We start from the raw sequence: 13,243 nt of genomic DNA, 5'->3' as shown, positions 1-13,243 counted from the left end.
ACGAGCAATGCGTATCAACCGCAAGACGTCCGTCGCCATCGCCGCAGGAGCACTCACGCTGGCGGCCGCCTGTGGCGGCAACGGCGACTCCATGGCCGGGCACGAAGGAATGAGCAGCAGCAGCGCACCTGCCGCCACCACCGCAAGCGCGCAGCCCTCGGCCACGTTCAACGACGCGGACGCCATGTTCGCGCAGATGATGATCCCGCACCACGAGCAGGCGGTCGAGATGGCCGAGCTGGCGCCTGAGCGCGCGGCCGACCCGGAGATCAAGGAGCTCGCGGCGAAGATCAAGGCAGCCCAGGACCCGGAGATCCAGACCATGAAGGGCTGGCTGACCGAGTGGGGCAAGGCCGCGCCGGAGGGCGGCATGGGGCACGACATGCCCGGCGTCATGTCTGAGGAGGACATGACGAAGCTCAAGGCGGCCAAGGGGGCGGAGTTCGACAAGCTCTTCGCGCAGCAGATGATCGCCCACCACAACGGCGCCATCGAGATGGCTCGCACCGAGCAGTCGGGCGGCTCGAACCCCGAGGCGAAGGAACTGGCCAAGACCATCGAAACGGCGCAGCAGGCCGAGGTGGAGCAGTTGCAGAAGATCCTCGACCGGCTCTGATGTAGGCGACTGGTCCCGTGGCGCGGCTTGTGTTTGCCGGGATACAGCCTGCACAGCTGCTGGGAAGGGCGGCGGACGGCTCGCCCCGGCACCGGCGCCTGCCCTCGGCAGCCGAGTGAAGATCACCACTTCGACCCACATGGCGATATCCGTGATGGCGTGATCAGGCGTGACGGCGGCTGCGGTAGGCGGCGGTCTTGGCGCGCGCCGTGCAGGCCGGGCTGCAGTAGCGGCGCGAGGCGTTGCGGGTCAGGTCGATGTAAACGGCCTCGCACTGGTGCGCCTCGCACTGCCCAAAGCGGTCGGGGCCGTAGCCGTCCACGATGAGGGCCAGCGCGGTGGCGAACTCGCCGCCCAGCGCTTCCACCTGGGTGCCGCCCGAGCCGTGGAAGTGCAGGTGAAACGGCTGGCCGACATCCTCGACCAGGTAAGGCTGCGCCCCGTATCTGCGGATCATGGCGTTGATGCGGGCGGCCTGGTCGGCTGGATGCTCGGCCAGCAGTGCCTGCCGCAACTCGGCGGCCAGCTCGGCCAGGCGCCGCCCCGCGCCCGGATCGGCGCGCAGGGCGGCGCCGGCGCGGTCGCCGAGCTGTGCGGCGATCGTCGCCGCCAGATCCTCGCCCGTCGATGGCTGTACCGAGGTGCCGCCCCGCTGGCGTGCCGTGGCCAGGTTGACCAGCTCGGCGATCAGCGGGGCCTGGCGGGTGACGTTACAGGCTATCTCCACTTGACTGGTAACACTCTTTCTGTGTGTCATAGGCGTAATCCAGTTAGATAGTAACGGAGCCGTCATGTTCGCGCCCTATCGCCGTCTGCTCACCCACTCAGGCGTCTCCCGCCTGCTCGCCGCCGCCCTTCTCGTCAAGCTGGGCACGCCCATACTCAGCCTCGCCCTGCTGCTGGCCGCCGTCGACCGGCTCGGCTCCTACGCCACCGCAGGACTCGTCCTCACCGGCCACGCGCTGGCCCTGGCCCTGTGCGCGCCGCTCGGCGGACGCATCGCCGACCGGTACGGCCCGCGCCCAGCCCTGACCGGCTACCTGGCCGCCCACGCTCTCGCCTACACCCTGCTCCTGCTCACCCCGCCCGCCCTGATGATCGGCGCCGCGGTGCTCCTTGGTGCCACCACCCCGCCCGCCGGATCCGTCATCAGAAGCGCCTGGCCACGCCTCGTCCCCACCGCCATCCTGCCCGCCGCCTACGCCGTCGACAACGCCGTCAACGAGCTGATGTTCATCGTCGGCCCGCTGCTCGTGCCGGTCCTGGTCTGGATCGTCCCAGCTCAGGCCGTGGTGAGTGCCGCGGGCGCCACGGTCCTGGCCGGCACCGCCCTGTTACTGGCCTCCCCGGCGGTCCGGCAGGCCCAGCCGGTTCCGCCTGGCAGACTGCGCCTGGCCGGGCCGCTCACCCACCCGTACACCCTCCTGCTGCTGACCATCACCGCCTTTGGCACGTTCACCTTCGGCTGCCTGCGCATCGCCACCGTCGCCTCGGCCACCGCCTTCGGCTCGGCCGCCTCCGCCGGCCTGCTGATGGGCCTCCTGTCGGCCGGCGCCCTCCTGGGCACCCTCGGGTACGGCGCGCGATCCTGGCCCCTCAACGGCGGACGCCTGCTCGTCCTGCTCTCACTCGCCGAAGCGGCCGTCCTGCTCGGCGGAGCCTGGGCACCCGGCTTCGTGTCGCTCGCCATACTGATGACGCTTGTCGGCCTGGTCACCGGCCCACGCGATGCCGCAGTGCCCGCCCTGCTCGCCGACCACGCCCCTGCCGGCTACCGAACGGAGGTCTTCGCCTGGCTCAACACCTTCATGTGGGCGGGCTACGGCCTGGGCACCGCCGTCGCCGGTCACCTCACCGGCCCCGATGACACCGGCGCCACCGCGTTCGGCGCCGCGGCGGCAGCGGCCGCTGCCGCCGCGATCCTGGCGGCCGTCGCCAGCAGACTCGCCCCGCCCTCGCTCACGCCCGCCGCGGCACCGACCGTCACCCCTGTCCGGGAGTCGGACCAGGGGGCGGATAGCTGAGTTTCGCCGCGCAGACAGCCTTGGCCGGCCTGGAGCAGCCGGGCCCGAGTGAGAGTGATCCTCTCCAGAGGTTTATGGGAGCAGCTTGTCCGGAGTGATGGGGAGGGCTCGGACGCGGGTGCCGGCGGCGTGGTAGACCGCGTTGGCGATGGCCGCCGCCACTCCGACAATCCCCAGTTCGCCGATGCCCTTGGCGCCGAGAGGGGTCTGGCGGTCGGGCCGGTCCACGAAGCGCACGTCGATGTCGGGCACGTCGGCATGGGTGGGGATGTGCTGTTCGGCCAGGCTGGCGTTGACGATGCGGCCGGAGCGCTCGTCGAGCAGGGTCTCCTCCATGAGGGCCATGCCGATGCCCTGGATGATGCCGCCGCGCATCTGGCCGGCGGCCTGCTTGGGGGAAACGATGCGGCCTCCGTCGAAGGCGCCGGCCCAGCGGGTGACGCGGACCTCACCGGTGTCCTCGTCGACCCATACCTCAGCGAAGTGCGCGCCGTAGGTGCTGGTGGTGCGTTTGAGGGTCTGGTACGGCGGCGCCGACTTGCCGGTCACCTCGACATGGTCGCGGCCTGCCAACTCCAGGATCTGCCGGTAGGTCATGCCGCGGCCGTCCCTGGTGAACAGTCCCTCGTCGCGCGCTTCCATCTCGCCGGGCAGGAGCCCCGCCAGCGGCGTGTCCTTGGCGAGCTTGAGGAGTTCTCGTACGAGCTGGTCGCACGCGTTCCAGATGGCCGAGGCGAGGGTGGTGGTGGCCGCCGAGGCGCCGGGGATGCGGGTCCTGGCCACGTCGGAGTCGCCCTGAAGGAAGCGGATCTTGCCCATGGGCACGCCGAGGCGCTGGGCGGCGGCCTGGGTCTGGGCGGTGGAGGTACCCGCGCCCAGCTCGTTGGTGCTGCTGTGGATGGTGAACGTGCCGTCGGCGTCCAATCGCAGCCGGACGGCGGCGATGAGCATGGCGTCGGGGTTGATCGCTGCTGCCATGCCGTGTCCCACGAGCCAGTGTCCGTCGCGGGTGGCCCGGGGGAGCGGGGCACGTTCGTGCCAGCCGAAGGTCTCCGCGCCGAGCAGGTAGGCCTCGCGCAGGTGGCGGCTGGTGAAGCGGTTGCCGGAGACCGGGTCGCGGTCGGGCTCGTTGCGCAGGCGTAGTTCGAGCGGGTCCATGCCGAGTTCCCAGGCGAGTTCGTCCATGGCCGATTCCATGGCGAACGATCCCGGGGCGACGCCGGGGCCGCGGAAGAACGCGTTCTGGATGCGGTCCACCCGGGTCACCTTCTGGTGGGCGGAGATGTTCGGGCAGGCGTACAGGTGGCGGGAGGCGGCGATGGCGGCCTCGGCGAACTCGTCGGCGGTACACGTGGCCAGCGCGTGGTGGACGATGGCCGTCAGCCGGCCCTGCTCGTCGGCGCCGAGCCGGACCCGGCTGCGCGTCGGCGCCCGGCCGCCGGTCATCAGGTACGTCTGCGTACGCGACAACGCCAGCTTGACCGGCCGCCCCGCCAGCCAGGCGGCGGCGACGGCGAGGGCCACGTGCGGCCAGGCGCACGTCTTGCCGCCGAACCCGCCCCCGATGTACGGCGCCAGCACGTGCACCCGGTCGCGGGGCAGGCCGAACTTCTTCGCGAGCATCTCCTTGACGCCGTAGGGGTATTGCGAGGTGTCGTACACGGTGAGGTCGTCGCCGTTCCACGTGGCCACGGTGGCGTGCGGTTCGAGCGCGTTGTGGTGCTCGGCCGGCGTGCTGTAGACGGCCTGCACGGTGGCCGTGGCCCGAGCCAGTCCGGCTCGCACGTTCCCAACGACCGTCCTCGACTCCTCCAGCACCGAGTGAGCCGGGGTGTAGGCGGCCTCATCCGACATCGCCAGGACGGCGGGCTCTGGCGCGTAGCGGGCCTGCACGAGCCGGGCGGCGTGTTCAGCCTGCTCCTGCGACTCGGCCACGACGACGGCGATCGGCTGGCCGTGCCAGAAGACGCGATCGGTATTCAAGATCGGCAGGCTCATCGCGGCGGCGCCGACCGGTGCCCTGAGCGTGGCGTACGCGCCCGTAGGTCTCATCGGCGGCGCGTTCTCGTGCGTCATCACCAGCAGCACGCCGGGCGCCGCGAGCGCCCGGGAGGTGTCGATGGCGGTGACGCGGCCCTTGGCGATTGTGCTGGGCACCGCGACGGCGTAAGCCAGCCCGGCGGGGACGTGGTCGGCGGTGTAGGCAATTCCGCCGGACACTTTCGCGGGCCCGTCGAGCCGGTTCACGTCACGGCCGATCTCGCCGGGCCGGGTGGACAGGGGGTCGTGGCGGCCGTCGGGCAGCAGCCGGGCCACCTTGCCGAGGACTTTGGTGCCGAGGCCGAAGGCGCGTGAGGTGAACGTCATGCCAGCTCCACCAGGGTACGGCGGATCAGCCGCGCGGCCATCTCGATCTTGAACGCGTTGTGGCGCAGGGGTCGCGCTTCCGCGACCGCCTCCCTCGCCGCTTCCTCGAAGATCCGCTCGTCCGGCGGCGCACCCGTCAGCAGGTCCTCGGCCGCGTACGCGCGCCACGGCTTGAGCGCCACCCCGCCGAGCGCGATACGGGCGGTGGCGATCCGGCCGCCCTCGATGCGGAGGAGCACGGCGGCGCTCACCAGTGCGAAGGCGTAGCTGACCCGGTCACGTACCTTCACGTAGGCGCCCCGGGCCGGCGGCCACGGCGGCAGGTCCACGCTCGTGACCAGTTCACCACCCCTCAGCACGGTCTCGATCTCCGGTGTCGCGCCGGGCAGATGGTGAAAGTCCATGACCGGTACGCTCCGGTCGCCCTCGGGGCCGGTGAGATTGACGGTCGCGCCGAGCGCGGCCAGTGCCACGCACATGTCGGACGGGTGGACGGCTACGCAGCTCTCGCTCGCCCCGAGGATGGCGTGACCTCGGTTGAGCCCGTCCAGCGCGTCGCATCCCGTGCCCGGGGAGCGCTTGTTGCAGGCCGCGCCGAGGTCGTAGAAGTAGCGGCAACGGGTGCGCTGCAGCAGGTTGCCGCCCACCGTGGCGCGGTTGCGCAGCTGGGGGGAAGCCCCGTTCAGCAGGGCTCGCGCGAGCACCGGGTAGCGTCGGCGGATCCGGTCGTCGGCGGCGACGTGCGCGTTGCGGGCCAGTGCCCCGAGGCGCAGCCCGCCGTCCGGCAGGTCCTCGATGGCCGACAACGATAGCCGGGAGATGTCGATGACCCGCTCGGGCCGCTCCACCTCCTCCCGCATCAGATCGAACAGGTTCGTCCCTCCGGCCAGATACCTCACCGGACCCGCGAGCCCGATCGCCTCGGACACCGACGCGACCCTGACATAGGCGAACTCCCTCATGCCCCGGCCACCTCCCGGACGGCGGCCACGATGCCGTTGTAGGCGCCGCACCGGCACAGGTTGCCCGCCATGCGCTCCCTGATCTCGGCGCGGGTGAGCGGCGCCGGCCGGGTGAGGTCCTCGGTCACGGCGCTCGGCCGGCCGTCGCGGTGCTCGGCCAGCATGCCGATGATCGAGCAGATCTGCCCGGAAGTGCAGTAGCCGCACTGGAACCCGTCGTGCGTGCGGAACGCCTGCTGCACCTGGCTGCCCAGCTCGTGGTCGGCCAGGGCCTCGATGGTGACGATCTCCGTGCCGTCGCACTGCACGGCCGGCGTCAGGCAGGAGTTGACCCGGTCGCCGTCAAGCAGGACCGTGCACGCGCCGCAGGCGCCCTGGTCGCAGCCCTTCTTCGTGCCGGTCAGACCCAGGTGCTCGCGCAGGCAGTCGAGCAGCGAGGTGCGGGGATCCAGGGACAGATCGTGAACTCGTCCGTTCACGTCCAAATGGATGGGTATGTGGCTGTTCATCAACGCCTCCGACAATCTCGTACATACATGTACGACTTATTGCACGATACCCTATAGAGGTATGCGGGGCGCTGCCGTCCGGCGAAGGTTCGGGCCGCCTGGGCGCGGGTTCGTCCGCCTCAACTTCGCCACGGCACCAGGCCGGCTCGTCGAGGCCGTTCTCCGCATGACCACCGCGGGTCAAAGAGGGGACCAGCAGCACGGCTGAGCGTCTGTCACATGTCCTATGCCGCATAGGAGACGAGGGTGACGGAAGCTCGTCTGACATTGCCACCATACGGGCGGGGGGTTTAGGTTGGCCGGGTCAAATGTGACTGATCAAACTAGAAGGTGCCAATGTCTGAATCGATGCACCATGGTGGGCATGAGATGCACGACCACGGCTCTCACGCTCCCGCTACCGACCCGCATAGTAGTCACGCGCAGCAATCCGAGGAGCACGGCCACCACGGGCCGATGAAGGCGACATGGGGAGTGGCCGCCTCGGCGACCTTGCACTGCCTTACGGGCTGTGCCATCGGCGAGGTGCTCGGCATGGTCATCGCCACCGCGCTCGGCTGGCACAACGTGCCGAGCATCATCCTGGCGGTCGTCCTGGCGTTCATCTTCGGCTACGCGCTCACCCTGCGCGGCCTGTTCCGTGCAGGTCTGAACTGGCGTACGGCGCTGCGTCTCGCCCTGGCCGCAGACACCCTGTCGATCCTTGTCATGGAGATCGTCGACAACGGCGTCATGCTGATCATCCCTGGTGCCATGGACTCCGGTCTGACCTCGTTGCTGTTCTGGGGTGCACTGGCCTTCTCGCTGCTGGTCGCCTTTCTCGTCACCACTCCGATCAACAAGTGGATCATCGGGCGAGGCAAGGGGCATGCGGTGATTCACGCCTACCATCACTGAGCAGCGCCGCTAAGGCCGGCGATCTCTGGCACTGAGGAACCTCGCAGGTCAGGGCATGCTGCCGGCCGCGGCGGGTGGGCGTCGTAGGGTGATCGCATGGTGAAAGCCGCCTCACGACAGTCCGCGCCCGTCCGGCGGGCCGACGCCGAGCGCAACATCGCGGCCATCCTCGCAGCGGGTGCGCGCCTGCTGAGCTCCGACCCGGCCGCCAGCGTCGCCGCCATCGCCAAGGCCGCCGGGGTGGGACGGGTGACCTTGTACGGGCACTTTCCGTCGCGCGAGGCGCTGGTGGAGGCGGTGCTGAACCACGTGGTCGATGCTGCGGACGCGGTGCTGGAGGACCCGGCGCTGGAGACCGCGCCGACTCCGGAGGCCATGGCGGCCCTGCTGCGGTCGTCGTGGGAGATCCTCGACCGGCACCGCCGGCTTTTCGTGGCCGCCGACCGGATGATGGCCACCGAGCGGATCAGGCAGCATCACGACCGGCCTCTGCGCCGGGTGGAACGGCTCATCGAGCGCGGGCAACGGGACGGCGACTTCCGCACCGACCTGCCGCTTCCCTGGCTGGTGACGACGTTCTTCTCGCTCATTCACAGCGCCGCTCAGGAGCGCGAGGCGGGCCGGCTGGCTCCCGAGGACGTGGAGCGCGTACTGATCGCCAGCATGGTGTCGCTTCTGACGGACGGGGTGTCCGCTTCCTCCTGAACATCTCTTATGCCCTACCCGGGTATCCCTGTGCGTGCTAACTTGAACATCGCTGTTCGAGTTAAGGAGTTCCGGATGGTTGACGACACGTCCCCCCACGCGCCTGCGCGTACCGGCGGGTGGACCGTGCTGGTGCTGCTCTGCCTGGCCCAGTTCATGCTGATCGTGGACATCACCGTGGTGCAGATCGCGCTGCCCGCGATCGGCACGGACCTGGCACTCGGCCGCGAGGCGCTGACCTGGGTGGTGACCACGTACACGCTGTGCTTCGGCGGTCTGATGGTGCTCGGCGGGCGGCTGGCCGACGCGCTCGGCGCGCGGCGAACGCTGCTCGCCGGGTTGGGGCTGTTCACGGCGGCCTCGCTGCTGTGCGGGCTGGCCGCCACCGGCCCGACGCTGCTGGCCGGGCGGGCGCTGCAAGGGGTGGGGGCCGCGCTGCTCAGCCCCGCCGCGCTGGCCGTGATCACTACCACGTTCCATGGCCCACGGCGCGGGCGGGCGCTCGGCGTGTGGGCCGCCATCGGCGGCACGGGAGCGGCCCTGGGGGTACTGCTGGGCGGGCTCCTGACCGCCGGTCCGGGCTGGACCTGGGTGTTCTTCGTGAACGTACCGATCGGGTTGCTCGTGCTCGCCGCCATCCCCGCCGTCGTGCCGGCCGCGCCGGGACGGGCGGAGCCGGTCGACGTGCCCGGGGCACTGATCGTCACGGCGGCGACGGCCCTGCTGATCTACGGGCTCGTCACCGCGGGCGACGCCGGCTGGGGCGCGGCCGGCATGGTACTGCCGCTGGCCGGTGCGGGGCTGCTCTACGTGCTGTTCGTGCTGGTGGAGCGGTCGGTACGGGCCCCGCTCATGCGTGCCGTCACCCTGGCCCGACGGCCGGTGATCTCCGGGACGTTCGTCATGCTCGTCGCCACGGGGCTCATGCTGGGCCTGTTCTTCCTCAGCTCGCTCTACCTGCAGCGGGTGATGGGGTTCGGGCCGCTGCGGACCGGGCTGCTGTTCCTGCCGGTGGCGATCGCGATCACGATCGGCACCCAGGCCGGCGGGCACCTGATCGGCCGGCTCGGCGGGCGGCCGGTGGCGGTGGCCTCGTTCGTGCTCACCGCTGCGGGCGCGGCGCTGATGACCCGTATCTCGCCGGACGCCGATCCGTACGTCACGCTGCTGCCCGGCTTCGCGCTGGCGGCGCTCGGCATCGGGCCGGCGTTCGTGACGGCCACCACGACGACCATGGCCAACATCCCGCCCGGCGAGAACGGCGTCGCCTCCGGCGTCATCAACACCTTTCACGAGCTCGGCGGCTCGATCGGCGTGGCGGTGGTCTCGACTGTGGCCGCGGCGAGCCTGGCGCCCAGCGGTGCGGCCGACGTCGGCGGGTTCGTCTCCGGGCTGACGCTGTGCGCGGTGGTCGCCGGAGTGGCGGCGGTCGTGTCGCTCGGCCTCGTCCCGCCGGGTCGGCCCCCGGCGGCCTTCGTCGGACACGGGCACGGTCACGGACACTGAGGTGTCGTCGAGAGCCCGGCTCGGCCGCCGCACATCGACAAAGCATTCGACAGGGGTCAGCGGGCCGGAGCACTGCGGCGGGCGCATCGGCGAAGTCGCCGGTCTCGGGGTCGCTTTGTCACAAGTGCCAGGGGTTTCTATGCTCGGCGTGTGCTGGGGAGAGACGACGAGGCGGATCTGATCGAGTCGTTGCTGCGGCACGCCGCCGAGGGCCGCGGCGGCGGGGTGATCGTGCTGGGGGAGCCGGGAATCGGCAAGACCACCCTGCTGTCCCACGCGGAGGAGCGGGCGGCCGGTTTCCTGGTACTGCACGCCGTTGGTGCCGCGCCGGAGTCCGATCTCGCCTATGCGACCCTGCACCAGCTGTTGTTCCCCGTGCTCGGCTCCGTGGACGAGCTGCCGGGCCCCCAGGCGCGAGCCCTGAACATCCTGTTCGGACGCGCGCATGGAGCACCACCTGATCCGTTCCTGGTGGCGTTGTCCACTCTGTCGTTGTTGTCCCTGCTGGCCGGCACCCGCCCAGTGTTGTGCGTCGTGGACGACGCGCACTGGGCGGATCAGCCGACGCTGAAGACGCTGGCGTTCGTCGCCCGCCGTCTGCACAACGAGTCCGTCGCGCTGGCGCTGGCCGCGCGGGCCGATGAGGGGCACGGCGCCGATCTGCCCGACGCGCGCCGCGTCCCGCTCATGGGCCTCGACCGAGAGGCGGCCAAGGCGCTGCTCGCCGAGTGCCTGGGCGAGCAGCGCCTGACCGATAGCGAGCAGAACCGCCTCCTGACCGCCACGAGCGGAAACCCCCTGGCCCTGATCGAACTTGCCGCAAGGCCACAACCCCAGGAGGGCACGCAGGAGCCGCTCGCCATGACCGACGAACTGCAACGCTCGTTCCTGGCCAGGATCCGGACGCGGCATGCCGAGTCGCTGCCACTGCTGCAGCTCATCGCCACCCATGGCACGGGCGGCGTCGACATTCTCGAGAAGGCGGCTGCGACCCTGCAGGTCGACACCGGCCCGCTGCGCCGGGTCGAGCTTGACGAGCTTCTGGCCTACGACGGGACGCGGCTGGTGTTCCGGCATCCGCTAATCCGGTCCGCGATCTATCACAGCGCCACGGCTAATCGGCGGGCCGCGATCCATCGAGCGCTTGCCGCGGCCTTCGACAGCCCGGCCGACCAGCATCGCCGTGCCTGGCATCTCGGCCAGGCCGCAGTGGGACCCGACGAGCAGGCAGCCGAAGAGCTGGAGCGCTCGGCCGAACAGGCGGCCCTGCGCGGTGGCCCCGCCGCGGCCATGGCCGCGTTGGCGAGAGCGGCTGAGCTCACGGCGGACGGCCCGCGCAGGGGACGGCGGCTGTGGTCCGCGGCGCACGCAGCCGCCCTGGGCGGGTTCACCGAGAAGGCGGTGGGACTGCTCGACCGAGCGGAGCGCGAACCTCAGCTCGGCGAGGAGGATCGGATACCGCTGGTGGTGATGCGCGCCATCGTGGCCGAGTTCGCCGGCTCGCCCGAGGACGCGATGGACCTCATCAGGCCCTGGATCCCGCGCGTACTGCGCCTTGATCGGCGCCGCTTCACGCCCACCATCGCGATGTACGGCGACCTGGGAACCCGTGCCAACCGGCCGCAGGCCTGGTCCGAGCTCGCGGGCTGGCTGGAGGACGTTGCGCTGGAACCGGACGATCCGGAGGACGCGGTGCTGCTGCTCTTGCGCCGTGCCTGTCAGGCCCGTTCCGGCGGTGATGTGGCACCTGCCACGGCGGACGAGGAGGCCGCGATCGAGTCGCTCACCGATCCGATCTTGATGACTCTGGCCGGGGCCCTGACTCGCGGGCTCGGCGAGTACGAGCTGAGCAGGCGCCTGTACCGCGATGCCGGGCGGCTGGCGCGTACGAACGGATCGCTGGGTGCGCTCGCCTGGAATCTCGAGTACAAGGCAGCCGATGAGATCGCGCGGGGCAGGTTCGGGCTCGCCGAGGCGTACGCGGAGGAGGGGTACCAGTTCGCCGTGGAGGTGGGCCAGCCGAGTACAGCCTGCCGTAATCGAGGGCTGCTGGCCTGGTGCGCGGCCGTTCAGGGCCGTTCCGACGCCGCCCAGTTGGCCGCCGACGTCCTGGTTGAAGCGAGTAGCCGCAGGCTGGCCGACGCGCGGTCCTATGCCCTGCGCGCACTTGGCCTCATCGAGCTGGGCGCAGGCAGATACCGCGAGGCCGCTCGGCACTTCGAGGCGGTCGGTGACTGGGACACCGACACGCCCGCCGACCTGATCGCGGCAACTGTCCCCGACCTCGTCGAAGCGCTGGTCCGCGCTGGCGAGCACGAGCGAGCGGCAGCGGCCACAGCCCGCTACGTCCGGTGGGCCGAGCAGGCGATCTCGCCGGAGCCGGCCGCGCTCGCGGCCCGTTGCCGGGCGCTGATCAGCAGTGGCGGCACCGCCGACAATCACTACGTGGAGAGCCTTAGACTGCACGCCGGCTTTGACGCCCCGCTGGAGCAAGCCAGGACCGAGCTCCTTGCCGGCGAGTGGTCGCGGCGTGCCCGGCGACGTTCACAGGCGCAGCATTACTTGCGAGGCGCGTTGGAGACCTTCCGCCGCATCGGCGCGCTCACCTGGGCCGATCGTGCGTTGAGCGAACTTCGCGCGGCAGGGGAGTCGGTACGGCCCTCCGAAGCAGGAGCCTTGAGCACGCTCACCGCACAGGAGCTACGCATCGCGCTGGCCGTCGGTGAGGGGCTGACCAACCGGGAGATCGCCGCCCAGCTATTCCTCAGCCCCCGGACGGTGGACTACCACCTGCGCAAGGTCTTCCAGAAGACCGCCGTCACCTCGCGAGCCGAGCTCATGAGGCTGGTCCTTGCCGAGCGCCCAGCCTGACACCGGCCAAGACTGGCGACTTCACTGATTCGGCGACGGCCTGAGCGTTCCTACTGTTGGCGACGTCATGCCGTCATGGACGCGAACGTTCGCTTCCGAGGGACATGGCCGAACGCACACTGTGCCGGATCTTCCACTGTCCGAATCCGCCGAAGGAGGACGCTCATGTCGTCCGCTCAGACAACCCCGGGGGCGCACACCGGCGCCAGAGCCTGGCTCGGGCTGGCCGTGCTGGTCCTGCCCGCCATGCTGCTGTTCATGATGCTGACCGTCTTGTTCCTGGCCATCCCGCAGCTGGCCGCGGACCTGAAGCCGAGCTGACGAGCTGCACCCATCGCCGATACCTGTGGATCATTTTCATACAGCTGTGGGTTGCTCCTCGACGGCCGATGATTCCTCGGGGCGTTCGATGAGCTTGGTCTCGCGGAACTTCGCTCCGGCTCGGACCAGAGCGAGAGACGGGGGCGTTGACTGCGCAAGGGGGCTTCGCCGTCTCGATGAGCTTGACGGCCATGGTGAGCCCAGCGGTGTTGGGACCAGATTGGGACCACACGGTGTGCGCGCACCTGAACAAGCTGCAGGTCGATGAACGTGTTGCCGCTCTCCCAGATAGTGGCTGAGCTGCGGAAACGCATACTTCCACGTTCTGGGGGTCAAGGGGTCGCAGGTTCAAATCCTGTCGTCCCGACGGTTGTGATGTCTCAGGACATCGGAAACCCTCGAACCTACGGGTTCGGGGGTTTCGTCTTGCTGGGGTTTGCCTGAGGTTGGTAATCGCGGCTGGGG

General features: G+C 70.2%; 12 protein-coding genes and 1 pseudogene. 9 read left to right on the top strand and 4 right to left on the bottom strand.

Going from position 1 to position 13,243, the window contains the following annotated elements:
- Nucleotides 1-7 precede the first annotated feature (7 nt).
- Entirely contained in the window at nt 8-616 is a 609-nt protein-coding gene (locus tag AB0C28_RS53025) for a DUF305 domain-containing protein (protein WP_358084736.1), read from the top strand.
- 163 nt (nt 617-779) lie between these two features.
- Here AB0C28_RS53025 and AB0C28_RS53020 read toward each other — a convergent pair whose 3' ends face one another.
- Nucleotides 780-1,343, bottom strand: a complete 564-nt coding sequence (locus tag AB0C28_RS53020; RefSeq protein ID WP_357860402.1) for a CGNR zinc finger domain-containing protein — start codon at nt 1,341-1,343, stop codon at nt 780-782.
- 64 nt (nt 1,344-1,407) lie between these two features.
- Here AB0C28_RS53020 and AB0C28_RS53015 point away from each other — a divergent pair, with 64 nt between their 5' ends.
- Complete coding sequence (locus AB0C28_RS53015; RefSeq protein ID WP_358084733.1) at nt 1,408-2,640, top strand: MFS transporter; 1,233 nt, start codon at nt 1,408-1,410, stop codon at nt 2,638-2,640.
- Between the two features lie 72 nt (nt 2,641-2,712).
- Here the strand turns inward: AB0C28_RS53015 and AB0C28_RS53010 are convergent, their stop codons facing one another.
- From AB0C28_RS53010 to AB0C28_RS53000, 3 genes are read right to left on the bottom strand one after another with little or no spacing between them, the layout of a single operon-like run.
- Entirely contained in the window at nt 2,713-5,007 is a 2,295-nt protein-coding gene (locus AB0C28_RS53010; protein ID WP_358084730.1) for a xanthine dehydrogenase family protein molybdopterin-binding subunit, read from the bottom strand.
- Entirely contained in the window at nt 5,004-5,969 is a 966-nt protein-coding gene (locus AB0C28_RS53005; protein ID WP_358084727.1) for a xanthine dehydrogenase family protein subunit M, read from the bottom strand. Before AB0C28_RS53005 ends, AB0C28_RS53010 begins: the two co-directional genes overlap by 4 nt.
- Nucleotides 5,966-6,478 (bottom strand): 2Fe-2S iron-sulfur cluster-binding protein, encoded by a 513-nt coding sequence (locus tag AB0C28_RS53000; RefSeq protein ID WP_357860390.1) that lies wholly within the window; start codon nt 6,476-6,478, stop codon nt 5,966-5,968. Before AB0C28_RS53000 ends, AB0C28_RS53005 begins: the two co-directional genes overlap by 4 nt.
- Nucleotides 6,479-6,814: 336 nt before the next feature.
- Here AB0C28_RS53000 and AB0C28_RS52995 point away from each other — a divergent pair, with 336 nt between their 5' ends.
- From AB0C28_RS52995 to AB0C28_RS52965, 7 genes and pseudogenes are all read left to right on the top strand, one after another.
- Nucleotides 6,815-7,375 carry a DUF4396 domain-containing protein gene (locus AB0C28_RS52995; RefSeq protein WP_358084724.1) on the top strand — a complete coding sequence of 187 codons (561 nt, stop codon included), beginning with the start codon at nt 6,815-6,817 and terminating at the stop codon, nt 7,373-7,375.
- 96 nt (nt 7,376-7,471) lie between these two features.
- Nucleotides 7,472-8,080, top strand: a complete 609-nt coding sequence (locus tag AB0C28_RS52990; protein ID WP_358084721.1) for a TetR/AcrR family transcriptional regulator — start codon at nt 7,472-7,474, stop codon at nt 8,078-8,080.
- Nucleotides 8,081-8,155: 75 nt separating this feature from the next.
- A complete protein-coding gene (locus AB0C28_RS52985) occupies nt 8,156-9,586 on the top strand; it encodes an MFS transporter (RefSeq protein WP_358084719.1) in 1,431 nt (476 codons plus the stop codon).
- Nucleotides 9,587-9,736: 150 nt separating this feature from the next.
- Nucleotides 9,737-10,177: pseudogene (locus tag AB0C28_RS52980) on the top strand (ATP-binding protein); the annotation flags it as partial.
- A 1,928-nt stretch (nt 10,178-12,105) separates the two neighbouring features.
- Complete coding sequence (locus AB0C28_RS52975; RefSeq protein WP_358084798.1) at nt 12,106-12,312, top strand: GNAT family N-acetyltransferase; 207 nt, start codon at nt 12,106-12,108, stop codon at nt 12,310-12,312.
- Nucleotides 12,263-12,457, top strand: coding sequence for a helix-turn-helix transcriptional regulator (locus AB0C28_RS52970; RefSeq protein WP_358084795.1), 195 nt, complete (start codon nt 12,263-12,265; stop codon nt 12,455-12,457). Before AB0C28_RS52975 ends, AB0C28_RS52970 begins: the two co-directional genes overlap by 50 nt.
- A gap of 165 nt (nt 12,458-12,622) precedes the next feature.
- Nucleotides 12,623-12,778 carry a hypothetical protein gene (locus tag AB0C28_RS52965; RefSeq protein ID WP_358084716.1) on the top strand — a complete coding sequence of 52 codons (156 nt, stop codon included), beginning with the start codon at nt 12,623-12,625 and terminating at the stop codon, nt 12,776-12,778.
- Nucleotides 12,779-13,243 lie beyond the last annotated feature (465 nt).

The sequence above is a fragment of the Nonomuraea sp. NPDC048892 genome (assembly GCF_040649735.1).
Lineage (GTDB): Bacteria > Actinomycetota > Actinomycetes > Streptosporangiales > Streptosporangiaceae > Nonomuraea > Nonomuraea maheshkhaliensis.
Note: the sequence above shows the minus strand (reverse complement) of the source record. Positions and strands in the feature narration are given on the sequence as shown.

Bases quoted from the DNA above. Each gene is read 5' to 3' on its own strand.
- AB0C28_RS53025 (WP_358084736.1), top strand. From the start codon at position 8: ATGCGTATCAACCGCAAGACGTCCGTCGCCATCGCCGCAGGAGCACTC.
- AB0C28_RS53015 (WP_358084733.1), top strand. From the start codon at position 1,408: ATGTTCGCGCCCTATCGCCGTCTGCTCACCCACTCAGGCGTCTCCCGC.
- AB0C28_RS53010 (WP_358084730.1), bottom strand. From the start codon at position 5,007: ATGACGTTCACCTCACGCGCCTTCGGCCTCGGCACCAAAGTCCTCGGC.
- AB0C28_RS53005 (WP_358084727.1), bottom strand. From the start codon at position 5,969: ATGAGGGAGTTCGCCTATGTCAGGGTCGCGTCGGTGTCCGAGGCGATC.
- AB0C28_RS53000 (WP_357860390.1), bottom strand. From the start codon at position 6,478: ATGAACAGCCACATACCCATCCATTTGGACGTGAACGGACGAGTTCAC.
- AB0C28_RS52995 (WP_358084724.1), top strand. From the start codon at position 6,815: ATGTCTGAATCGATGCACCATGGTGGGCATGAGATGCACGACCACGGC.
- AB0C28_RS52990 (WP_358084721.1), top strand. From the start codon at position 7,472: ATGGTGAAAGCCGCCTCACGACAGTCCGCGCCCGTCCGGCGGGCCGAC.
- AB0C28_RS52985 (WP_358084719.1), top strand. From the start codon at position 8,156: ATGGTTGACGACACGTCCCCCCACGCGCCTGCGCGTACCGGCGGGTGG.
- AB0C28_RS52965 (WP_358084716.1), top strand. From the start codon at position 12,623: ATGTCGTCCGCTCAGACAACCCCGGGGGCGCACACCGGCGCCAGAGCC.